The 22,756-nt window shown below is 32.2% G+C and carries 21 protein-coding genes; all 21 read left to right on the top strand.

Translation table 11 applies throughout. The features are described from left to right. Positions 1–15: 15 nt before the first annotated feature. The 21 genes from ACFS6I_RS18375 to ACFS6I_RS18275 all read left to right on the top strand — a co-directional run bounded on the left by ACFS6I_RS18375 (position 16) and on the right by ACFS6I_RS18275 (position 22,755). Positions 16–1,143 (top strand): ATP-grasp domain-containing protein, encoded by a 1,128-nt coding sequence (locus tag ACFS6I_RS18375; protein WP_380922826.1) that lies wholly within the window; start codon positions 16–18, stop codon positions 1,141–1,143. A gap of 2 nt (positions 1,144–1,145) precedes the next feature. After that, positions 1,146–1,775 (top strand): acetyltransferase, encoded by a 630-nt coding sequence (locus tag ACFS6I_RS18370; RefSeq protein WP_380922824.1) that lies wholly within the window; start codon positions 1,146–1,148, stop codon positions 1,773–1,775. A 163-nt stretch (positions 1,776–1,938) separates the two neighbouring features. After that, the gene (gene rffA, locus ACFS6I_RS18365) at positions 1,939–3,084 is read left to right on the top strand and encodes a dTDP-4-amino-4,6-dideoxygalactose transaminase (RefSeq protein WP_380922822.1); all 1,146 of its coding nucleotides are present in this window, start codon (positions 1,939–1,941) and stop codon (positions 3,082–3,084) included. A gap of 47 nt (positions 3,085–3,131) precedes the next feature. Continuing rightward, a complete protein-coding gene (locus ACFS6I_RS18360; protein WP_380922820.1) occupies positions 3,132–3,743 on the top strand; it encodes a DapH/DapD/GlmU-related protein in 612 nt (203 codons plus the stop codon). 2 nt (positions 3,744–3,745) lie between these two features. Continuing rightward, a complete protein-coding gene (locus tag ACFS6I_RS18355) occupies positions 3,746–4,852 on the top strand; it encodes a glycosyltransferase WbsX family protein (protein ID WP_380922818.1) in 1,107 nt (368 codons plus the stop codon). A 17-nt stretch (positions 4,853–4,869) separates the two neighbouring features. Next, positions 4,870–5,790 carry a glycosyltransferase family 2 protein gene (locus ACFS6I_RS18350; protein WP_380922816.1) on the top strand — a complete coding sequence of 307 codons (921 nt, stop codon included), beginning with the start codon at positions 4,870–4,872 and terminating at the stop codon, positions 5,788–5,790. Next, entirely contained in the window at positions 5,787–6,962 is a 1,176-nt protein-coding gene (locus tag ACFS6I_RS18345) for a glycosyltransferase family 4 protein (protein ID WP_380922814.1), read from the top strand. The genes ACFS6I_RS18350 and ACFS6I_RS18345 overlap by 4 nt, the downstream gene beginning before the upstream one ends. 8 nt (positions 6,963–6,970) lie before the next feature. Continuing rightward, positions 6,971–7,798, top strand: coding sequence for a glycoside hydrolase family 16 protein (locus ACFS6I_RS18340; protein ID WP_380922812.1), 828 nt, complete (start codon positions 6,971–6,973; stop codon positions 7,796–7,798). A gap of 8 nt (positions 7,799–7,806) precedes the next feature. After that, on the top strand, positions 7,807–8,631 hold the full coding sequence (locus ACFS6I_RS18335; protein WP_380922810.1) for a glycosyltransferase family 2 protein: 825 nt from the start codon (positions 7,807–7,809) through the stop codon (positions 8,629–8,631). After that, the gene (locus tag ACFS6I_RS18330; protein WP_380922808.1) at positions 8,628–9,671 is read left to right on the top strand and encodes a glycosyltransferase family 2 protein; all 1,044 of its coding nucleotides are present in this window, start codon (positions 8,628–8,630) and stop codon (positions 9,669–9,671) included. Before ACFS6I_RS18335 ends, ACFS6I_RS18330 begins: the two co-directional genes overlap by 4 nt. Before the next feature lie 49 nt (positions 9,672–9,720). Continuing rightward, positions 9,721–10,803, top strand: a complete 1,083-nt coding sequence (locus ACFS6I_RS18325) for an EpsG family protein (protein ID WP_380922806.1) — start codon at positions 9,721–9,723, stop codon at positions 10,801–10,803. 3 nt (positions 10,804–10,806) lie between these two features. Next, positions 10,807–11,889, top strand: a complete 1,083-nt coding sequence (locus ACFS6I_RS18320) for a glycosyltransferase (RefSeq protein ID WP_380922804.1) — start codon at positions 10,807–10,809, stop codon at positions 11,887–11,889. Beyond that, complete coding sequence (locus ACFS6I_RS18315) at positions 11,876–13,318, top strand: right-handed parallel beta-helix repeat-containing protein (RefSeq protein ID WP_380922802.1); 1,443 nt, start codon at positions 11,876–11,878, stop codon at positions 13,316–13,318. The genes ACFS6I_RS18320 and ACFS6I_RS18315 overlap by 14 nt, the downstream gene beginning before the upstream one ends. Further along, the gene (locus ACFS6I_RS18310; RefSeq protein WP_380922800.1) at positions 13,293–14,090 is read left to right on the top strand and encodes a glycosyltransferase family 2 protein; all 798 of its coding nucleotides are present in this window, start codon (positions 13,293–13,295) and stop codon (positions 14,088–14,090) included. The genes ACFS6I_RS18315 and ACFS6I_RS18310 overlap by 26 nt, the downstream gene beginning before the upstream one ends. A gap of 231 nt (positions 14,091–14,321) precedes the next feature. After that, the gene (locus ACFS6I_RS18305; RefSeq protein ID WP_380922798.1) at positions 14,322–15,476 is read left to right on the top strand and encodes a glycosyltransferase family 4 protein; all 1,155 of its coding nucleotides are present in this window, start codon (positions 14,322–14,324) and stop codon (positions 15,474–15,476) included. A gap of 890 nt (positions 15,477–16,366) precedes the next feature. Next, on the top strand, positions 16,367–17,314 hold the full coding sequence (locus ACFS6I_RS18300; RefSeq protein ID WP_380922796.1) for an NAD-dependent epimerase/dehydratase family protein: 948 nt from the start codon (positions 16,367–16,369) through the stop codon (positions 17,312–17,314). A 183-nt stretch (positions 17,315–17,497) separates the two neighbouring features. Beyond that, positions 17,498–18,052, top strand: a complete 555-nt coding sequence (locus ACFS6I_RS18295; RefSeq protein WP_380922794.1) for a winged helix-turn-helix domain-containing protein — start codon at positions 17,498–17,500, stop codon at positions 18,050–18,052. Positions 18,053–18,066: 14 nt separating this feature from the next. Further along, positions 18,067–19,035 carry an SDR family oxidoreductase gene (locus ACFS6I_RS18290; RefSeq protein ID WP_380922792.1) on the top strand — a complete coding sequence of 323 codons (969 nt, stop codon included), beginning with the start codon at positions 18,067–18,069 and terminating at the stop codon, positions 19,033–19,035. A 53-nt stretch (positions 19,036–19,088) separates the two neighbouring features. Further along, a complete protein-coding gene (locus ACFS6I_RS18285) occupies positions 19,089–20,369 on the top strand; it encodes a nucleotide sugar dehydrogenase (RefSeq protein WP_380922791.1) in 1,281 nt (426 codons plus the stop codon). Beyond that, positions 20,356–21,759, top strand: a complete 1,404-nt coding sequence (locus ACFS6I_RS18280) for a lipopolysaccharide biosynthesis protein (RefSeq protein ID WP_380922789.1) — start codon at positions 20,356–20,358, stop codon at positions 21,757–21,759. Before ACFS6I_RS18285 ends, ACFS6I_RS18280 begins: the two co-directional genes overlap by 14 nt. Positions 21,760–21,762: 3 nt before the next feature. Continuing rightward, positions 21,763–22,755, top strand: coding sequence for a polysaccharide pyruvyl transferase family protein (locus tag ACFS6I_RS18275; protein WP_380922787.1), 993 nt, complete (start codon positions 21,763–21,765; stop codon positions 22,753–22,755). The last annotated feature ends 1 nt before the right edge of the window (position 22,756 follow it).

The following is a 22,756-nucleotide window of genomic DNA, read 5'->3' as shown; positions in this document are numbered from 1 at the left end:
GGATAAGTGATAAATATGAAAAAAATAGCAATTTTAGGCGCAAGCTATCTTCAGTTGCCTATTGTAAAAAAAGCAAAAGAAAATGGTATTGAAGTCCATTGCTTTGCCTGGGATGATGATAAAGCAGTATGTAAAAAAGAAGTTGATTTTTTTTATAATATATCAGTGCTCGAAAAAGAGATGATATTAGAAAAGTGCCGTGAAATAAATATTGATGGAATTACAACCATTGCTACTGATATTTGCATCCCCACCATATCATTTGTTGCTAATCATTTAAATTTGAAAGGAAATTCCCTAAAATGTGCAGAACTCACTACAAATAAATCAAAAATGAGAGCGAGTTTTAACCAAAATAACATTCTTTCACCAAAATTTATTACGGTATCAGGTTTTAACGAATCGGATTTTAAAGATTTCCGGTTTCCTGTAATCGTGAAGCCGATAGACCGTTCGGGAAGTTTAGGAGTGGTTAAAGTAAATCATATCGATGAACTTGCAAGCTCAATAATAAAATCTATAAAATTTTCTTTTTCAAAGCAATGCATCGTAGAAGAATTTGTTTTTGGACGTGAAATCAGTGTCGAAACAGTAAGCTGGAACGGTGCGCACAGGATAATTGCTTTTACTGATAAGATTGTGACAAAGGCACCTTTTTTTGTAGAGTTAGAGCATCATCAACCTGCTGATTTACAGCCAAAATTACAAGGTCATATAGAGGACGTCGTTATTAATGTGTTGCAATCGACACAAGTTGAAAATGGCATTTCGCATGTCGAACTTTTAATAGATCAGAATAATAATATATATGTCATAGAGATCGGAAGCCGAATGGGTGGAGACTTTATAGGATCCGATCTTGTTTCATTATCGACAGGTATCGACTTTCTACAGATATGTTTAGATATTTCTTTGGATCAACTTACTTTTCCGATCAAACCGGGCAAACAGTCTTTTTCAGGTGTTTATTTTTTATCTGAAGAAACAAGCTACCTTTTGCCATATTTTAATGCTTCTAGTCCACCAGCTTTTATCGTTAAGAAAGAAAGGTTTGATCACTTGCTTAAAGCTGTCGAATCAAGTAACGATCGATCTGGATACATGATTTATCAGGCAGATAAGAAAATTATATTAAAAAAGTAATTATGCGGATTGCTATCATTGGATCAGGCGATCTGGGCCGCCAAATAGCCCACCTCATTCATCAAGATACAGATGATCAAGTGATCGGTTTTTTCGATGATTTCGAAACTAAAGGAACTATTATCCGTGGAATCCCTATTTTAGGAAATAGGACAGATGTATGTGTAGCTTTTGACAATGCTGTGTTTGATGCAACTGTAATTGCCATTGGCTACAAGCATCTCCATATTCGAAAAGAGGTTTTTGATGATCTCGAAGGTAAAGTCCAGTTCTACACATTTATACACTCTTCCTGTATTATTGATCCGACCGCCCGAATCGAAGAAGGAACGATACTTTTTCCAGGTTGTTTGATCGATCAGAATGTACATATTCATGCCAATTCGATTTTAAATATAGGTTGCACAGTAGCGCATGACACTATTATCGCATCTCATTGTTTTCTTGCACCTCGAGTTGCAATAGCGGGAGTAGTAAAAGTAGGTTTATGTTGCATTATAGGTATTAATGCGACAATTATAGATAATTTGGAAATAGTTTCATATGTTCAAATTGGTGCTGGTAGCGTCGTCATAAAACCTATAGTAAAGTTCGGGTTATATGTTGGTGTGCCTGCTCGTTTTGTAAAATAATAATATTGTATTAATTGTTCCGTATAATAATGATTTTTTGCTATTTAGTACATATGATAATTTTTTGGATATTTATGAAATATTCGCTGTTTGTAATTAAATAGATTAATTTTGAAAGCCTATTCATTAATTTTGGTATAGGCAAGCATTAATAAATTAGAGTATGATTCCTTTTAACAAGCCATTTATAATTGGCAACGAACTAAAATATATCGAACAAGCCGTTTTAAGCGGAAAGATATCTGGCGATGGATTATTTACGAAGAAATGCCATAGTTTTTTTGAAAAAAAATATGGTTTTCAGAAAGTTTTACTCACTACTTCTTGTACAGATGCCCTTGAAATGGCAGCAATATTATGTGATTTAAAACCAGGAGACGAAGTGATTGTTCCAAGCTATACATTCGTATCATCAGCTAATGCATTTGCCTTGCGGGGAGCTAAAATTGTATTTGCGGACTCTTACGAAGATAATCCAAACGTAGATCCTCAATCGATTGCTTCACTAATTACTACAAAAACAAAAGTAATAGTTCCTGTTCATTATGCAGGAGTGGCTTGTGATATGGAAGCTATTATGAAACTAGCTGGTGATCATAATCTTTTTGTCGTAGAAGATGCTGCTCAAGCTATTGATTCATATTATATATTTGCAGATGGAACAAGAAAAGCTTTAGGTTCTATTGGACACTTTGCGACCTTTTCTTTCCACGAAACCAAAAATATTATTGCCGGAGAAGGCGGTATGCTTGTTATAAATGACTCTTCATTTAATGAGCGTGCAGAAATAATACGTGAAAAAGGTACGAACCGGAGTGCGTTTTTTCGTGGTGAAATTAACAAATATGGTTGGGTAGATATTGGATCATCTTTTCTTCCATCAGAAATTATATCTGCTTTTCTTTATGGCCAATTGGAGCATTTAGACGAAATCCAAGGGAAAAGAATATCTATTTGGAATCGTTATTTGGAAGGTTTGAAAGAAATAGTATCACAAGGGAAAGTGTCTTCTCCGATAATACCCACTTACGGGGACAACAATGCCCATATGTTTTACATAGTCTGCCAGTCAATAGAAGAGAGAAACCAATTAATTGCACATTTGAAAAATAAAGATATACATTCCGTTTTTCATTATCTCAGTTTAAACAAAAGTGAATATTTTTTAAAAAATAACGTCGAGATTGATATCCCTTTTTCCGACAAGTTTACCGATCGTCTTTTGCGTTTACCATTTTATTTTGAGCTTTCAGAATCTGATCAAAATTTGATCATTAATGAAATACTTCAGTTTTATGAAAGTAAATAAAATAGCTTGTTCTGTGAGATAACTAAATTAGAAAAATAAGCTATCAAATGATGAAAAAATATATTGTAAATATTTTAGCACACATATTATTTAAAGTATTAAATAGTGAGAGCTACTCATTGTATGAGAAAAAATATTGGAAGGATTGGGGGAAAAAGTATTTTAAATCTTTCGGTGAAGGGGCAAGTTTACCAAAGCTTCATATTATAAAAAATGCGAAATATATTAAGATAGGAGATAATTTTAGTGCGTTATCAAACTTACGAATCGAAGCCTGGGATTTATTTTATGGGGAAAAGTTCAAACCTGAAATCACCATTGGAAACAATGTATTTTTGAATACAGATGTACATATCGGGGCTATAAATAAAATTTCCATTGGCAATGATGTCCTGATTGCAAGTCGAGTATTTATATCAGACCATTCGCATGGACAATCAACAGCATGTGATTTAGCAATAGCACCATCTCGTCGTCCATTGTATTCGAAAGGACCTGTTATAATTGGCGATAATGTCTGGATTGGCGAGGGTGTCTGTATATTACCAGGGGTAACTATTGGAGATAATTGTATCATAGGAGCAAATTCAGTTGTGAATAAAAGTTTTGCTCCAAATTCAATTATAGCTGGAATTCCAGCAAAGAATATAAAAAAATAACTATGTCTAAAAATATAAAACCACTTGCATTTTATCTACCTCAATTTCATCCAACAGCAGAGAATGATTCTTGGTGGGGAAAAGGATTTACAGAGTGGACGAACGTTGGAAAAGCAAAACCTCTATTTAATGGTCATCAACAACCCATATGTCCTGGTGAATTAGGTTATTATGATTTGAGATTATCCGAGGTTAGGGAGCAACAGGCGCAAATGGCAAAAGAATATGGAGTATATGGATTCATCTATTATCATTATTGGTTTGGAGATGGAAAAATGGTACTTGAACGTATTGCGGAAGAGGTACTACATTCAAAAAAGCCGGATTTTCCGTTTTGCTTTTGTTGGGCAAATGAAACTTGGTCAGGTATCTGGCATGGACTTACCAACAAAATTCTTGCTGAACAGACTTATCCAGGAGAAGCAGATATTAAAAAGCACTTTGCATATTTATTACCGTTCTTTAAGGATGATCGATATATAAAAGTGGATGGCAAACCTCTTTTAATGATATATGAATCTGAGAAATTCCCTAATTCTTCTGAATATTTAGAAATTTACAGAGGATTGGCTAAAGAAAATGGATTTAATGACTTATATATAATTGCAAGCAACAAAGGTGCTGACAATATCGATTACAGTGCTTTAGGCTATGATGCAAAAGTTTCTAATTCGTATAACAAATCTTTTGATGAGTCTAAGGAAACTTGGAATAAATCGCAGATTAGTCAAAGACTTAAGCGTAAATTATATTCTTATCTGGGAAAGAAATGTACCATTAAGGGGCCTGTCAGAATAGATGGTCAACAGGTCTTTGATAAAGTGATATATGAAAGATTGAATGTGGATACATATCCTATGGTTTTGCCCAACTGGGACAATACACCACGATCCGGAGAAAGAGGTGTGGTTCTGGAAAATACCAATGCCGTCATGTTTGAAAAAGAGGTTTGTAAAGCGATCCGGTTTATTAAAGAACAATCCAACACGGAACAATTTTTAATTATTAAATCTTGGAATGAGTGGGCAGAAGGTAATATTTTAGAGCCTGATTATAAAAATGGATTTTCATTTTTGAATGTGATCAAGAAATTGATTAAAGACGCTTAACTGCAGAACATATATATATGACCGAGGAGAAAAAACTATCAATTATTATCCCTTGTTATAATGTTGAAGAACATATTCTAACATTATTACAAACTCTTGTTGATCAATATAATGAGCATCTTGAAATTATACTGATTAATGATGGCTCCACAGATCAAACAGCATATAAGTTAGAAAATTTTATAAGAAACCATGTTGGTAAAAGTATTTATTTGTTTTCCTTTATTAATAGAGGAGCCTCAAAATCACGTACTGCAGGTTTGAGTTATGCTAAAGGTCAATACATAGCTTTTATTGATTCTGATGATTTAATTAGTGATGATTATATTATTAAATTGCTGACGGCCACCGCTCAAAATCCTGATTTAATTTATTATAGTTCTATTCAACAAAAGCGGGGAGAAACGGGTTATAATTATAAGATCAGTTTTGAGGAAAATAGTATTATTAGAGATAGCGATGCATTTTTAAATAATCAGTTAAAAAAGAATTATTGGACTGCTGCTGTCTGGACTTACATTTTTAAGCGAAGCCTTGTTCAGAAAAGTTGTGCTGTTTTTACTGACCGTAGCGCACATGAAGATCACTTGTTTTCTCTATCTTTATTAGCATATGCAAAAAAGATTGTGATCATTAAATCTATATTATATATCCAATTGATTACAAAGGGTTCCCTGACAAACTCAAAGAAAGATATTTCTTATATCCATAGCCGCTATCAAGCCTATCGAGAGTGTAAAAAGTTGGTTGAAGCTAATTTTACTAAACAAACAATTTCAACCTATCAATATTGGTCTCTAGAACAATGTTATGGCATTTGGCGAGAAATTTATTCATTACGAAGTCTGGTTTATAACTGGGAATTCTGGAAAATGTGCTTTAGAAATAAGGATTTTGGTCAATTTGTATTGAATAAAATATTACCGATTGGATTATGAACATATTATTTGTGGTCGGTGTATTTCCGACCTATTCCGAAACGTTTATTATCAACCAGATCAATGATCTTATTGACAGGGGGCATCAGGTATATTTATTATCAATGGTAAAAGGTAGCGCCACTATTTCGGATAGTTATAGCAACAAGTACCAGTTGGTTGAGCATTGTATGTATCAATTTTGTACAGATCACTTGTCTGTTAGGATTTCCAATAAATTAAAACGTTTATTACATCTTGAACCGCAGCTCGCTATAAAAGAGGTAGTCGCTCTTGAAAAGAAAATTGATATTGTCCACTGTCATTTTGGAGATCATGCTGTTCTTTTTCATAAAATATACTTAACAAAATATTTTAAAAGAGCGGCAATAGTCTGTACCTTTCATGGATATGATTTTGAGCCCTATCGTGCCGATTATTATAAAAAATATTATCGACATATAATTACCAGATTTGACGGGTTTTTGTATAATACATTATATTTTGGTCGTATCATTAAAGAAGTAATACCTACATCAAAATGTTATGAATTACCTGTTGGCTTTGATAAGGATTTTTTAGACCCATTTTATCAGAAGAGAAGAAACGTTTTGTACAATAATAAAACTATTTTTACAATAGTATTCTGCGGTCGTTTAATTGGTCTTAAAGGTGTATTATTGTTACCTGAAATTGCTAAGGTTTTAATTCAGAACAATTTGACCAATTTTAATATCGCTATAATTGGTGATGGTGATTTAAGAGAAGAGCTTATTGAAGTAATTCGTAAAAATGATTTTGATAAGTATTTTAAACTATACGGATCCTTAAAGCAGGAGAATGTGTTTGACGTCATGTCTCAGGGAGATATTTTTATTTTACCTGGTATAGACGATCTGGAAACAGGGCGGGCAGAAACACAAGGACTCGTAATTCAAGAGGCTCAATTTCTTGGTCTTCCGGTTATTACATCAAATAGCGGAGGAACTAAATTTGGCATGATCGATGGGGAAACAGGATTTGTCGTTAAGCAGAATGATGTCAATGGTTTTGCAGAAAAAATTATGTCACTAATGTTGAACAATTCGCTATACAATCAATTTTCAGTGGCGGCACACGAATTTGCAGCTCAATATTATACAAGTGATGTCTTAGGCCAGCGGTTAATGGATATTTATAAAAAATTAATGTAATAGGAACTATGTTCAATAAACTATCTTCAGTTTGTGTATTTGCTATACTAATATCGTTTCTGTGTAATTCATGCGGAAAAAAAGGTATTTCTCAATTAGAGAAAAAGGAAAAATTTAGCTTGCCACCGGAAGACTTTGATCTTGTATGGTCTGATGAGTTTGATGGAAATAAGCTTGATTTAACGAAATGGTTTTACAGGGCAAATGGTCCGCGTCGGGATGCGATTAATACCCCCGATGCGATTTCGATAGATACTGTAAACGGTACGTTAAAGATCTCCAATTATCTTAAGGATGATAAAATCTATACAGGGATGATTGGCTCTGTCATTCAGCGGGATCAGCGTTACGGTTATTTTGAATGCAGAGCAAAAATTTACCCTATTAATAAATCATTTTGGCCGGCCTTTTGGTTACAATCTCATAGTTACGGTAAAACAATGGATCCTGTAAAGGACGGTATGGAAATCGATATTATGGAGACATTTTTTGGTGATCCCAAATTTTTAAGTCATGCTATACACTGGAATGGATATGCAGAAAACAAACAATCGGTAGGGCAAAATACGTATTCAGAAACATTTAACGATGATATTTATCATACATTCGCCTTAGAATGGCTTCCCACTGGTTATCGGTTTTTTATTGACAATTATTTGGTTTGGGAATTAAAAAGTACTGATGTTCCTGTTTCGGACGCACTTCAATATATAATCTTGAGTTGTGAGGTTGGTGATAAAGCCGAATTTGTTAAATTATTTGGCAATAAAAGAGTTGATTTTGTGGTGGATTACGTTCGTGTATACCGGTGGAAAGGTACAGATCGTTTAAAATAAAAAGAGTATTGAAAAATAAATTGTTTTCGCTACTAATCGCAAATTATAATAATGGTCAATATATCCATAATGCGATAAATAGTATTCATTGTCAAACCTATTCCGAGTGGGAAATTATCATTGTAGATGACTGTTCTACAGATGATTCTCTTTCTATCATTCAATCCTTTATTGATGAAGGGGTGAGGATAAGATTATTTATCAACCCGGTTAATAGTGGTGTTGCTTATACAAAAAAGCGGTGCATCGATGAGGCTTCTGGCGATATTTTGGGTTTTTTAGATCCTGACGATGCCCTCATGGCGCATGCACTCTCTGTAATGATTTCAGCTCATGAAAAACAACCCGACGCATCCTTAATATCCTCCAATTTTTTCATTTGTGACAGCAATTTGGGTCGCAGACGTAAAATGGTCACCTATTTACCTGACAAAGGAAAGTCATTATTGGACATGTATAATGAGAAACCCTCAATTTCCCATTTTGCCTCATTTAAGCATTCGCTTTATAAGGAAACTATAGGTATGAATACTGATTATAAAAGAGCGGTGGATCAAGATCTCTATTTGCTTATGGAAGAAGTTGGGGAATTGGGACATGTTGACGAGTTTTTATATTTATATCGGGTTCACAGTGGTGGTATATCGTTAGGCAAGAATTACTATAAAGCGCTTGCTTCACATATTGAAATTATCTTGGATACCTGCAAACGTCGAGGAATAGATAAGGAAATGTATTTAGGAGAATTCTTAGAGCGTCGAGATTCATCTTTTAATATGACCTATATCATAAAGAAAAAAATCAAAGCACTTATACACAGAATAGGCTTATGAATAAAATAACTATTATTGTTCCAATCTATCAAGTAGAGGACTATATAGTTGAGTGCGCACGTTCGTTAGTATCGCAGACTAATCAGCAATTTGATGTGATATTTGTGAATGATCAGACTCCTGACCGCTCGATTTTGTTTTTGGAAGAATATTTGCAATCATCTGATCCAAAATTTAATTGGACTATCATTCATAATCAAAAAAATTTAGGCCTTTCTGCGAGTCGTAATAAAGGTATTTCGTTTGCTGATACGGAGTTCGTCATGTTTTTGGACAGTGACGACTTTATTGATCCTGTAATGTTTGAAAAGATATTAGGACAAAACGATCTAATCCATGGAGATATTGATATTATCTGTTATGGATTTCAGTTATTTAATGGTATTCATATTATCAATTCGGGAACTGTAAAGAGTACTGCACCTACTTTTTATACTTCAGACGAGGCGATTTTGGCCATGTTTGGAAATGGAGATATTGATATCAGTGCCTGCTCAAAAATATTTAAAAGTTCGCTATTTAAAAATACAAATATCCAATTTCCCGTAGGTGTTTACTATGAAGATGTGTTAACAGTTTGCAAACTTGTTCAAAAAGCTAATAAAATTGTTGTCATCCCATATAACTTCTACACTTATAGATGTGCTCGAGTAGGTTCAATTATGAATACCTATTCTGAAAAGCATTTAAGAGACAATCTAGGTTTGATGTATGATTTAGAATTGTTTTTCCAGGAAGAATCTTCTATTTTATTGTCGCAAGAATACAATTCAGATAAGTTTATAAATGTTATCGAAGAGTTGTTAAAATTATCGCAATTGTATAAGCAGATAGATAATAATGGTATGACACTTTTCAATCAGCTTCAGGGAGGGTTAGCACTTTACTATAAAAGGCTCGATAGTAATAGATACATTTCTCTTAAATTTACTTTATTTTATTATTATTTTAGGGGATCTCAGAAATTCTTAAAATGGAATTATTTTAGATTGAATTTGTGTTTTAACTTCATAAAGTTAGTTAAAAAGCTTAGAAAATAGATATATGGTTACATATTTAGCATTTTATACTATTTTTTTACTTTTTTGCATGTTGGACTATATTAACATTGACAAAATAACTAAAACAATATTATTGTTTGGATGCTTTGTTATAAGTTCCATTTTTTTAGGAACACGTGTGGTCGGTCCCGATTATCATACCTATAAGAGTTATTATGATATTATACCTGGCTTTCCTGAATTACTTTCTTCTTTCAAATTTAATATGATTCTTTCTCGTTTTGAGCCCTTATTTTTAGTACAAATAGGTGTTTTTAAGACGTTTCAGCTTCCTTTTACTGTCTTTCATTTTGTGTTTACAGCCAGTTTTGTTGCGTTATTTTTCCTAAGGATCGGTAAATATACACCTTACGTCTTTACCGCAACATTTATTTATATTGCATTTGCTTATTTGTCTGGTTGGTCTGCTCTTCGCCAATTTATGGCGACATCAATATTCTTTTATGCACTACAATATTTAGTGGAAGGGAAAAAAATGAAATATATCCTTTACATTTTAATTGCTTGTTTATTTCATGTTTCTGCACTAGTATTATTACCGATTGCCTTTTATGGGAACAGAAGGGTAAGTAATATTGTTGTTATCTTTTTACTATTGTTAGTTTCTTTTTTGAATCTTTCAAATATTTTGGAAAAGACAGCACATGTTTTACTTACAGTCCTACCGATTTTTAATGCGGAAAAAATTTCACTTTCTTTGGCGGGAAGAACCTCATTTATTAACACAATCGTCATATTTTGGTGCGTAATCTTATTTTTTATGATGTATTTCAAAAATATATTACGAAAACGCTATTTGAATTTTGAGCTGTTTTATAATATTTTCTGGATCAGTTTATTTGTCTACATCTTTGCATCGTCATTTGGTAGTTTTAATAGAGTTTTAATGTATTTTAAAATTTTATATCCGATTGTAATACCGATGTGTGTATTTGTTTTCAAAGAAACTTCTGGCCGCATTTTGGTTTTTTGTGGTGTAGCTATGATCAGTTATGTTCTTTTTGTAAGGACAATTAATGAAATGGATGGTTTTCAGATCTTTGATAATGACAAATTTATACCCTATAAAACTTTTCTTAAAGAAGGCTTAGAAGGTATACCCTTTAAATAGCATATGAATTATTATATTTTACATACATCATTCGATAAAATTGCAGGTATAGAGCGGGTTTTGTATTCAAATATGGAATACTTACGTAGTCGTCCCGATACCGAAAACATCTACTTATTGCTTTGTAGTTCACAAACTAATTTGGCATTAGACTTATCCAGATTTTCAGTCCATGTAATATTTTTGGAAATGCCTATTTATCAAGGTATGGGTACTGTCAAAATTGGTTTACAGCATTTAAAGATTGCTAAATTTTTAAAAAAACAAATTGATTTAAGGGGTAAAGCTACTCTTATTGGTACAAACGTTTTATTGGCAACCTGCTTTTATTTAGCTTTTGGCCGCAAAAAGAATGTTAAACAAATTATATCAACTGAGCATTTTTCCATAACGGAGCAGGGAAAATTTTCCAGTTTACTCAGGAAAGTGTTTTATAAGTATTTTACAGTTGTTACGCTTACGGAAGTAGACTTATGCTTTATACGCAAAGCCTATCACCCTAAAAGGCTTTTTTGTATACCAAACGCTATACCATTTGTACCCCGTCCTTATGTTTATGAAGAGACAAAGAAAACGATTATTGCGTTAGGACGATTTACACCACAAAAAGGGTTTGATCTGTTGATTCAATCTTTTGCTTCGATCGCCTTAAGGTATCCAGATTGGAATTTGCTCATCGTTGGGCATGATTATGGAGATAGAACCATGTTAGAAGCTTTGATTGCAGAAAACAAGATTTCGAATGTACAATTAAAATCTGCGGTATCAGATGTAAATTCAATTTATTCTCAGGCTGCATTTTATGTAATGAGCTCGAGATTTGAAGGTTTTCCGATGGTTTTATTAGAAGCGCTAGGATTTGGCCTACCAATTGTTTCATTTGATTGTCCAACCGGTCCTCGTGAGCTTGTAAATGATACGAATGGTATTTTGGTTGAGAATGGAAATATTGTAGCACTCGCAAGTGCAATGGAGCAGTTGATGAGCGACAGAGAGTTATTACAATTAAAATCAAAAGGCGCAGAGAAAGTTGCGCAGAATTATACAAAAGAAGTTATTAATACCTACTGGGATGAAATTATTTAAAATAGTAAATGTGGTATTATTGCTATTCATTTTTACTTCGATATCTGGACAGACGCGTGTAAATGTTCGAGATTTTGGAGCAAAAGGAGATGGTCAACATAATGATGCACCTAGTATTTTGGCGGCATTATCTAAAATTAATAAGTATGGCGGTGTTCTTTACTTTCCAAAAGGTCTGTATCTCACGTCTGTTATTGACATAAAGGCTACGACTACAGAATTGATTACGTTTGAGGGCGAAGATGGAGCTATTTTAAAAAAGGATTCACGAGACCCTGTAAAGGTGGCTGTTATATTTTCAGAAAAACCTAATGCAAACCTTGTCTTCAAAAACTTACAAATTGACGGTAATTATCTGTCAAATCCGAGAACCTGGAAAAGACAAGGGAAAAATGGGATTTTAATTACAAATGAAATCACTGGTATTTTTGTATACAATGCTAATCATGTTACTGTAGAAAAATGTTCCTTTTTCAGGATTCACGGTAATGGCATCGCTGCATTCAATACTAAATCATTTATCACTCGTGATAATAGCGTAAAAGATGTCAGTGGAAGCGGTATCATCGGTCATAAAGTCGATTCCATGTATGTTGAAGGAAATTCCGTAACAAATGCAGGTATTTTAACAGACCAGTTTATTGTAGACGGTACTGTTATCAAAATTGTGTCAAACCCCTATTTTACAATATACGGTGATGGTATCAGTGCATATTCTAATTATACCATTATCCGGAACAATAAAGTTTTCAATGGTGGCCGTTGCGCTATTGTCCATGATCTTGCCAAGGATTTGGGATACAAAAATAGTAAACTGATTGTAGAAGATAATATTGTCGAAGTTAATTCTGGAAAGATTCGTAATAATAACCCTCCATCAGGGATGTGGTTTGAACAGAGTGGTACAGTCGAATTGCACCGAAATCATTTGACATTAATTAAGTCAAATTCTCCGTTAGTTTCTGGAATACGTTTTTACGAAGTATTAAATGGGATCAATATGACGAATAATACAATCATAGCAGAGCAATATGCAAAAGTTTGTGACAATGCTATTGGTATATTTGAATCTAGTTTGTCTTTTTGTAATATCAATAATAACAGTATTACCGGAAATTTTAATTACGGAGTGAGAGTTTCCTATGAGAGGAGTGTCTCGAAAATCAACAATTTTAAAATTATCAACAATTCATTTAAAGGTACTCATAACTTAAAGATTGCACTATATATGACTGTATTTGGTGGAAATGAATTTCCTAAAAAGATGATTATTCAAAAAAATAAGTTTCATCATAACATAATAGAACCCTTAAAAATGGAATATTTTGGGACGGTAACCGCTAAACCAATAGTAAGTGAGCTTATAATTTTAGATCGCAATGTTAAATTAAAAAATTCACTTAATGGTGTTAGAGTCATCAATAAATAATCTTAGCTATTCAGTTGTCATTCCGATGTACAATGCGGAAAAAACAATTTTATCGTGTTTATCATCTGTTACCTGTCAGAATTTACTTCCCTTAGAAGTAATTGTAATTGATGATGGCTCAAGTGATAAGAGTGTACTTTTCGTGCAAAATTTTATCAGAGATCTGCAGAATTCGACGATAGAATTTATTCTTTTGACTCAGCAAAATTCGGGACCATCACAAGCGAGAAATAAGGGCGTTAGAAGAGCGAAAGCACAATATATTGCATTTATAGATGCTGATGATCGATGGGACTGTACAAAAAATTTTCAACAACTTAATTTCATTCAAAATCACTTGGATTATAAGTTAGTTGGTATGAGTGGAGACGATAAAGGTAAAAGATTTAAGCCTATTCTTTTTAAACATTTAATTTATAAAAATTATTTTCAAACGTCAACCGTACTAGCTAGTAGGGATGTTCTCTTAGAGTTTCCGTTTGATGTTGAGCAGAAGTACTCAGAGGATTATAAAGTTTGGTTGCAGATTGTTAAAAAATATCCTGCAGCATTAGTTTTGGGAAGAAGAGCAGAAAATGTAAAAGAACTTGATTTTTATTCAAACGGTGGTTTATCTGCAAACTTACAAATGATGATTATGTTTGAGCTTGCAAATTTTCGTTTTTTAAGATCAATGGGAGCCATGAATTCTTTTCAATTTCTATCGGCATATATATTTTCTCTAATCAAGTACTTAAAACGATTACTTTATAAAAAGTTTGGCAGACAATAATTATTTTATATAATAAAGCCCTTGATGAGCTGGTTGTTTTTGAAATAGTGATTATTAATTATGAAACGTAAATCATGCATATTGAATAAAACAGTTGTTCATTTGTGCTATATATTGTGTATTAATCAAAATAGTCTTTATTTGGAAAGTATTTCAGATAATTTCATAGTTATATTATAAGGTTAAGAGAAATTTTGAGAAAAGTTAATATTGCGTAGTCAACAGTTTTAAATGAGAAAAAAGAAAAGAAAAGAGATTAGACTTCTTCAAGTTGTAAATGATGCTTTTGTTTTACCTTACTTTATTGGAGATCAATTTGAATATTTTAAGAAGCGGGGAGTTATTCAATTTATTGCATGTCATAAGTCTGAATTTTTAGATAAATTTGCCAAAAAAGTTAATATTCCTTATTTTAATATTCCGATAAAAAGGAGCATAAATCCTTTTAAGGATTTGTCAGCTATTTTGAAGCTATTTATTATAATAAGGAAGTATAAGATAAATTATGTCTTTGGCCACACACCCAAAGGAGCTATGGTGGCTATGATTGCTGCGTATTTGGCAGGTGTTGACAATCGTATTTATTTTCGTCATGGTCTTGTTTTTGAAACTTCTAACGGGCTAAAAAAGAGAGTCTTAATGTTTATTGAACGTTTGACCGTGAAAATTGCCACAAAAGTTGTTAATGTAAGTCCATCTGTTTTAGAAAAAGTAAAATCTGAAAAGATAGACGTAAGTAAGGATTTAATCTTATCTAGTGGAACCTGTAACGGTATTGATATAAAAAGATTTAATAATTCAAAAAGTGAGGAAGTTAGTGATTTATTGAAGAAACAATTAAAGATAAACTCTGATCATTTTATTGTAGGATTCGTTGGACGCTTAGTTCGGGATAAAGGTATTGTGGAATTGATTGAAGCTTGGCAAATTCTAAGTATAAGCCATCCGAATATGAAGTTACTGATTGTTGGTCCGTTTGAAAAGCGGGATTCAATTTCAGAATCTTTCCGTAGACAGATCAAAAGTATGGACAGTATTATCCATATAGATTTTACAGAAGATGTAGTACCATACTATCGTTTAATGAGTCTTTTAATTCTGCCTTCTTACCGAGAAGGATTTCCTACAGTTGTTCTAGAGGCAGGTGCTATGGGTATACCGGCGATCGTTACTAAAGTTACAGGCTGTATTGATGCGGTTCGTGATCATATAACTGGATTACATATTGAAAATAGTACTGAAGATATTATAGAAAAAATTGAATTTTATTATTCTCATCCCAAGATATTAGCAATACATGGAAAACAAGCAAAAGACTATATTACAACTTATTTTCCACAGGAAAGGATCTGGAGAGAGATAGAAAACAAATTGTTAGACTCTTAGAGGGAAGTATCTTACAAAATTATATTAGGTTTTTGATTAATTCTTATCTAAAATTACAATTGCAAATCTTATTCTCAAATAATTAAGGCCATTTTTTTAAGACATCTGCTTAATGCTAAGATGCCTTTTAAATGAAAAATTAAAAGCTTTATTTTTTCATCTAAAAGAATTTAGGCTTTGGTTTTATCTTAATTTAAAATGTATATAAAAGTTTTACATATATACATTTTACAAATTGGAGATATTATTAATATTTGATGTAGCACTGGTAATCTAATTAACGTTAAGTAAATAACGTATAAAATAATACTGTAGATCATCTTATTCTTTATATAATATTTGGCAATGCATTTTAAGTAAAATTACATAAAACCTTTAAATAAGATTAAGTAAGCTATTTTTTTTGAATTCCAAATATTTAAAAAATTATAATTTCAAAATAGGGATTTATTAATTTTTACGTTATTAATATATATAAATGGTATGAATAATTGTAAGAAAGTATCAAAAAGCGATTGTACAAAACATAGAGACAATTTTATCATGGATTTTCATGGCCAGATTATTATTGTATTAATATTATAGCAATATCATTGATCCTGTTAGTGATAGGAATTACAATCTTCGATTTATCATTTAGTATTATATATCATAATTTTCCTTATGATTTGAAATTTAATGGATTAATTCGTATTTTCGCAAATATTAATTAACACATTTAAATTTTCTCAAAATTTATTTTTAATTGATTTTAGCTAAATATTAGATGGCTTTGGGGAAATAACTGATTTTTTCAAAATATTATTCATAGCTGAGCGAAGTAGTGTAAAATTTAAAGGGAAAGTTATGTTTAAAGAGTTTAAATTTAGTTTTGTAGTAGTCCATGTCCAATGGTAGAGGTTAATAAATTTACAAAAAAAGTATTCATTACTGGTGCTTCTGGATTCGTCGGTCGAAATCTTAAATCATTTTTAAATGGTACTGGCTGGTTGGTTGCGGGCATTTCTTTGAGAGATCCAAACTGGAAAACTCGAATTGAGGGCGCTTCCGCTAACAGTATCATACATCTGGCAGGAAAGGCGCATGACACTTCCAGTCATATAAAGGCAAAAGATTATTTTAAAATAAATAGAGATTTAACTATTGAACTTTTTGATTTGTTTCTGCAATCAGACATAAAAGATTTTTTTTATTTTAGTTCAGTTAAAGCGGTTGCTGATTCTGTTACAGGTGTTTTAGTGGAGGATATAAAAGGTAAACCCGTTACTGCTTATGGAAGGTCTAAATTTCAAGCGGAACAATATCTTTTAAAAAGTAAATTGCCTGCAGGTAAGCGTCTCTTTATCATCCGGCCATCTATGATACATGGGCCAGGGAATAAAGGGAACCTCAACCTTTTATATAAAGTGATTGAAAGAGGATTGCCTTGGCCTCTTGCCGCATTCCATAATCAGCGCTCCTTTTTGAGCATTGACAATCTTAATTATTTGATAAAGAGAATGATATTAGATCCTGGGATCCCATCAGGAGTTTATAATTTTGCTGATGATGAAGTTGTATCGACTAATGATCTAATTACTTTAATAGCAAAATCTTTGGGAAGACCCCCAAGATTGTGGAATATTCCAAAAAAATTTATTGAAGTTAGTGTTAAACTTGGGAATCTGTTCCCTTTACCATTGAATTCTGATCGCTTAAAGAAATTGACCGAATCATACGTTGTTACCAATCAAAAAATTAAATTGGCCTTAAATGTCAACAGATTGCCAGTTACAGCAAGAGAGGGCCTGGTAAAAACAATTGAATCTTTCGGTCCACTTGACGAAATCGAATTATAAATTAGACGGTATTTGTCCAATGTAAATCGATAATGTATAATTTTATAGTCACTGTTATTGTTGATATACTAATTATTCCTCATAATTAGTTGACAGATTACAAATCTTAGTTGATATATAAGCTAATTATGTGTACAAACTTCATTTTGTTAACAATTTTTTAATTTGGATTTATGATAGTCTATGAGTACTTTTGTTACTCAAACACTAATCAACCGTATGTTGGATTCGATAATTACCTCCAAAACGAGACTAAAACTTCTTATCAAATTCTTTGTTTCGGCAAATAACCAAGGTTATTTACGGGGATTAGCTGAAGAGTTTCAGGAATCAACCAATGCTATTAGAAAAGAGTTAAACCAATTGGAAGATGCGGGTTACCTCGAAAAGAAATCAGAGAAAAATAAAATTTTTTATCGTGCTAATACGCAACACTCTTTATTTAAGCCACTTCAAAAATTAATTCATACTTTTTTAGGCATTGAAGACGTCATTGATCAAGTTTTATCTAGATCTGGTGATGTTCAGTCCGTTAGTTTAATCGGTAATTATGCAAAAGGTCTCGATTCTGGTATAATTGAGGTGTTAATTTTAGGTGATGATTTAAATCAGGCATATTTATTGCAGTTAGCGGCAAAGGTTGCGAAAAAACTGAAGAAGGAAATAACACTTTATTTCAATACGTCTCCATTAGAGGCGCATTGTATTAATTTATACACACGTAACTTAGAATTATAATATTCTTTACACCTATGAGTAAAATATTAATAACAGGGGGAGCCGGATTTATCGGATCCAATTTGACAGAGCATTTCTTGAAAAAGGGTTTTCAGGTCGTTGTTTTAGACAACTTTGAAACTGGTCACCGTCATAACTTGGATCAGCATGTAGATAATCCTAATTTTTTATTAATTGAAGGTGATATTCGCAATATAGCTGATTGCGAGTTGGCTGTAAAAGATGTGAACTATGTTTTGCATCAGGCTGCATTAGGCTCTGTTCCACGTTCTATTAAAGATCCACAAACAACCAATGAGGTTAATGTAACTGGCTTTTTAAATATGCTGGTTGCTGCTCGTGATGCAAAAGTTAAGCGCTTTGTATATGCCGCATCTTCTTCAACATACGGGGATTCCGAAAATCTACCTAAGGTAGAAGATATTATTGGAAAACCCCTATCACCATATGCCATCACAAAATATGTCAACGAGTTATACGCTGATATTTTTTCGAAAACTTATGGGCTAGAAACTATTGGCCTTCGTTATTTTAATGTATTTGGTCGCCGTCAGGATCCAAACGGCGCTTATGCTGCAGTTGTTCCTTTATTTGTTAAGAAGTTTATGAATCATGAAGGTCCAGTTATTAACGGTACTGGTGATTTTTCACGTGATTTTACCTATATCGACAATGTGATTCAGATGAATGAATTGGCAATGTTGACTGAAAATTCAGATGCGATCAATACAGTATATAATACAGCCGTTGGTGATCGTACTACTTTGAATGAATTAGTAGGTTATTTAAAAGAATATTTAACAGAATTTGATTCATCTATTGCACAAGTTGATGTTTTTTATGGCCCGAATCGTCAAGGTGATATTCCACATTCATTAGCATCAATAGAAAAAGCAAAAAATCTGTTAGGTTATGAGCCCACTCATACTATTGATAAGGGCTTGAAGGCAGCTATTCAATGGTATTGGGAAAATTTAAAATAAATATCAAGAGTATTAGTTAATTAAAAATTAGAATACTAAAAATTATAAAATAGATGAAAAAAATTGCAGTTATAGGCTTAGGATACGTAGGATTACCTTTAGCCCGCTTGTTTGCAACAAAATTTCCAGTGGTAGGTTTTGATATCAACCAAAAGCGTATCGATGAATTACGTGCTGGAAAAGATTTGACATTAGAAGTTGAAGATAATATTTTACAGGCTGTTTTGTTAGAGAAAAATCCATTTACAGCTAATAGTAACGGTTTATGGTGTTCAAACCAATTAACTGATATTGATGATGCGAACTTCTATGTAGTAACGGTGCCTACACCGGTCGATAAAAACAATCGTCCTGATTTGACACCTTTATACAAAGCTTCAGAAACTGTTGGTAAAGTATTGAAAAAAGGTGATATCGTTGTTTATGAATCAACAGTGTATCCAGGTGTTACAGAGGAAGAATGCATCCCGGTATTAGAAAAAGTATCAGGTCTTAAATTTAACGTCGATTTCTTTGCTGGATATTCTCCAGAACGTATCAATCCAGGAGACAAGCAACATACGGTTGAAAAAATATTAAAAGTAACTGCAGGTTCAACACCAGAAATTGGTATTGAAGTCGATGAAGTTTATAAAACCGTTATTACAGCGGGTACACATTTAGCACCATGCATTAAAGTTGCTGAAGCGGCTAAAGTAATTGAAAATTCGCAACGCGATATTAATATTGCCTTTGTCAATGAGTTGGCTAAAATTTTCAATATCCTAAATATTGATACACACGCAGTTTTAGAAGCCGCTGGGACAAAATGGAATTTCCTTCCATTTAAACCAGGATTGGTAGGAGGTCACTGTATTGGTGTTGATCCCTATTATTTAGCACAGAAAGCACAAGAACACGGATACCATCCTGAAATTATTTTGGCTGGTCGTCGTTTAAATGATTCTATGGGCGAATATGTTGCTTCACAGGTGATAAAGACCATGATCAAAAAATGTATCAATGTTAATGGGGCTGAGGTTTTAATGTTAGGTGTTACCTTCAAAGAAAACTGTCCAGATGTTCGTAATACAAAAATTGTCGATGTCATTGCTGCCTTGGAAGACTATGGCGTAAAAGTTACTACTTATGATCCATGGGCAAATCCAGCAGAAGTTAAGCATGAGTATGGAATCGAAAGTTTTACATCCTTGCCTGAAGCAAAATTTGATTCAATAGTTTTAGGAGTGGCACATAACGAGTTCTTAAATATTGATCTTGATGCACTGAAAAAAGATTGTGCTGTTGTGTATGATGTAAAAGGAATATTGCCAGTTTCTGATGAAAAGTTATAAAAATAATAAAAGTCTTTTTTTTCTTTCGGCTATTTATGCAATAGGAAACTTTGGATCAAGAGTCTTAAGTTTTTTATTAGTTTTTTTTACGACTTATTATCTCACGAGTAGTGAGGTTGGGGAATTAGATTTAATTCTAATTTCCCTTAATATTTTAATTCCATTATTTTCATTACAAATTTCGGACTCAATTTTTAGATGGTTAATTACAGCAAAGAAATCTTCTGATAACAAATCCATTGTTAGTACTGGAATTATTTTTTATTTTTTTTCATCAGTCTTATTTATTTTCATCTGGCTGGGATTAGATTTTTTTAATCTTGTTTCTCTCCGACAGAGTAATTATTTTTTGGCTTTAGTGATCGTGCAAAGTTTGTATATCCTTCTTCAGCAGACGGTACGGGGGCTAGGATATAATAAGCTTTATGCAGTTAATGGTGTTATTAATTCATTTATTAATGTTGCTCTATCAGTTTATTTTTTAGTATTCACTAATCTAAAAATTGAGGGATTATTGATATCGATAATAACTGCATACTGCTTAACTATAATTCAATTAGTAGTAGTGTCAAAAATTTATAAATCGGTAAATCTAAAATTATTTGATATAAAGCTATTAAAAGAGATGCTTGCATACTCGTGCCCTATGGTTCCTAATTCGTTGAGTTGGTGGGGTATTTCATCATCAAACCGTTATCTAATATTACTTTTTTTAGGGGCTTCTTTTAATGGAATATTTGCTATTGCATTTAAATTGCCGACGATTGTTACTATGATAGTAGGTATATTTACTTTAGCATGGCAGGAGAAGTCTATTTTAACATTTGATGATAAAAATAGAAATGAATACTACACGTCAATTTTTGACAAATATTGTAGTTTATTGATTTGTTTTAGTGCTATTGTTCTTTCATTCAATAATATTTTATTTCATTATTTTATTGATAAGTCATTTAACGAATCAAAGTATCTAGTACCTTTATTAATGTTGTCCACAATACTTAGTTCCTTAGCAAGCTTTTATTCTTCGGGATTTTTGGGAGCTAAAAAGACTTCATCTTTATTTATTAGTACACTGTTGTCTGGGATACTTACGATAATTTTGTCATATCTTTTGATTCCTTATTTAGGTCTATATGGTGCGGCTATCGGAATTTTGGTTGGATATGTTTTTCTGTTGTTATTAAGAATATATCAATCAAAAGATATATTTCGTATACATGTTAATTATCAAAAGCTATGTGGTTTGTTTATGATTTTTTTTATTTCTTTCTTACCAACGTACTTTGATAATATTTTATTGCAAATAAGTGTTGTTGCATTTGTATGTGCAATTTCCTTATATTTTAATTTTAGTACTATTAAAATGTTGAAAAATAAATTTTTATAAATTATGAAGTTTGGATTATTAAATTATGAAGACGGCGCTTCCGGTAAATTTAATGTTGGAGATCATATACAGAGTTTAGCTGCAAAGCAATTCTTGCCACAAGTTGATGATTTGATTTATAGAGATAGATTAAACGAATATGATGGAACTGATGAAATAAAAATGATTATGAATGGCTGGTATACACATAAGCCCCTTAATTGGCCACCTGTTGATAATATCAAACCATTATTTGTTTCTTTTCATCTAAATTCAGCTCATGCCTCAATTTTATTAAGCAAAAAAGAGAATATCGATTATTTAAAAAAGCATTCACCGATTGGCTGTAGAGATTTTGGCACGGTGAAATTTCTTAAAGATAAAGGAATTGATTGCTATTATAGCGCATGTTTAACTACAACTCTGGGTTTAAAATATAAGTCGGAGGAAAAGAATGATAAAATTTATATCGTTGATGTTTTATATAAAGATGATTATAAGCAGCTTTACAAAGATTTCCCAATACGAATTTTAAGCCATCTTATTAAGGGGAAAATTTTTAAAATGTTTGACAGGGATAAAAAAATCGAAAAGATTATTCCCGAGAATATTTTGAATAAAGCGGAGTATTTAACTCACTCATATTGGAATAAAGATTATAACGAATCTGAAAGATTTGAAATAGCAGAAGATTTGTTAAGAAAGTTTTCTAAGGCAAAATTAGTTATTACTTCACGAATACATTGTGCTTTACCCTGTTTAGCGATGGGGACCCCTGTTGTTTTTATTGGAGGTGGAGGATTATCTCATAAACATGAAATGTCAAGACTTAAAGGTACAATCGAATTGTTGAATATTGTATTAACTGATAAAGTAGAATTATCAAAAGAAATTTCTAATAATCTTCATATTTTAGATCCTAAAAAGATGGATTGGGAAAATATAACAAACCCATCTTTTAACGATGAATATACAACGGATCTTATAAATAAATGTAGAAATTTCATTCAATCTTAAA

Source organism: Sphingobacterium anhuiense (assembly GCF_042686355.1).
Lineage (GTDB): Bacteria > Bacteroidota > Bacteroidia > Sphingobacteriales > Sphingobacteriaceae > Sphingobacterium > Sphingobacterium anhuiense.
This window is presented reverse-complemented; position numbering and strand designations above follow the sequence as displayed.

Coding starts and splice junctions, on each gene's coding strand:
- ACFS6I_RS18375 (WP_380922826.1), top strand. CDS start 16: ATGAAAAAAATAGCAATTTTAGGCGCAAGCTATCTTCAGTTGCCTATT.
- ACFS6I_RS18370 (WP_380922824.1), top strand. CDS start 1,146: ATGCGGATTGCTATCATTGGATCAGGCGATCTGGGCCGCCAAATAGCC.
- rffA (WP_380922822.1), top strand. CDS start 1,939: ATGATTCCTTTTAACAAGCCATTTATAATTGGCAACGAACTAAAATAT.
- ACFS6I_RS18360 (WP_380922820.1), top strand. CDS start 3,132: ATGATGAAAAAATATATTGTAAATATTTTAGCACACATATTATTTAAA.
- ACFS6I_RS18355 (WP_380922818.1), top strand. CDS start 3,746: ATGTCTAAAAATATAAAACCACTTGCATTTTATCTACCTCAATTTCAT.
- ACFS6I_RS18350 (WP_380922816.1), top strand. CDS start 4,870: ATGACCGAGGAGAAAAAACTATCAATTATTATCCCTTGTTATAATGTT.
- ACFS6I_RS18345 (WP_380922814.1), top strand. CDS start 5,787: ATGAACATATTATTTGTGGTCGGTGTATTTCCGACCTATTCCGAAACG.
- ACFS6I_RS18340 (WP_380922812.1), top strand. CDS start 6,971: ATGTTCAATAAACTATCTTCAGTTTGTGTATTTGCTATACTAATATCG.
- ACFS6I_RS18330 (WP_380922808.1), top strand. CDS start 8,628: ATGAATAAAATAACTATTATTGTTCCAATCTATCAAGTAGAGGACTAT.
- ACFS6I_RS18325 (WP_380922806.1), top strand. CDS start 9,721: ATGTTGGACTATATTAACATTGACAAAATAACTAAAACAATATTATTG.
- ACFS6I_RS18320 (WP_380922804.1), top strand. CDS start 10,807: ATGAATTATTATATTTTACATACATCATTCGATAAAATTGCAGGTATA.
- ACFS6I_RS18315 (WP_380922802.1), top strand. CDS start 11,876: ATGAAATTATTTAAAATAGTAAATGTGGTATTATTGCTATTCATTTTT.
- ACFS6I_RS18310 (WP_380922800.1), top strand. CDS start 13,293: ATGGTGTTAGAGTCATCAATAAATAATCTTAGCTATTCAGTTGTCATT.
- ACFS6I_RS18305 (WP_380922798.1), top strand. CDS start 14,322: ATGAGAAAAAAGAAAAGAAAAGAGATTAGACTTCTTCAAGTTGTAAAT.
- ACFS6I_RS18300 (WP_380922796.1), top strand. CDS start 16,367: ATGGTAGAGGTTAATAAATTTACAAAAAAAGTATTCATTACTGGTGCT.
- ACFS6I_RS18295 (WP_380922794.1), top strand. CDS start 17,498: ATGAGTACTTTTGTTACTCAAACACTAATCAACCGTATGTTGGATTCG.
- ACFS6I_RS18290 (WP_380922792.1), top strand. CDS start 18,067: ATGAGTAAAATATTAATAACAGGGGGAGCCGGATTTATCGGATCCAAT.
- ACFS6I_RS18285 (WP_380922791.1), top strand. CDS start 19,089: ATGAAAAAAATTGCAGTTATAGGCTTAGGATACGTAGGATTACCTTTA.
- ACFS6I_RS18280 (WP_380922789.1), top strand. CDS start 20,356: ATGAAAAGTTATAAAAATAATAAAAGTCTTTTTTTTCTTTCGGCTATT.
- ACFS6I_RS18275 (WP_380922787.1), top strand. CDS start 21,763: ATGAAGTTTGGATTATTAAATTATGAAGACGGCGCTTCCGGTAAATTT.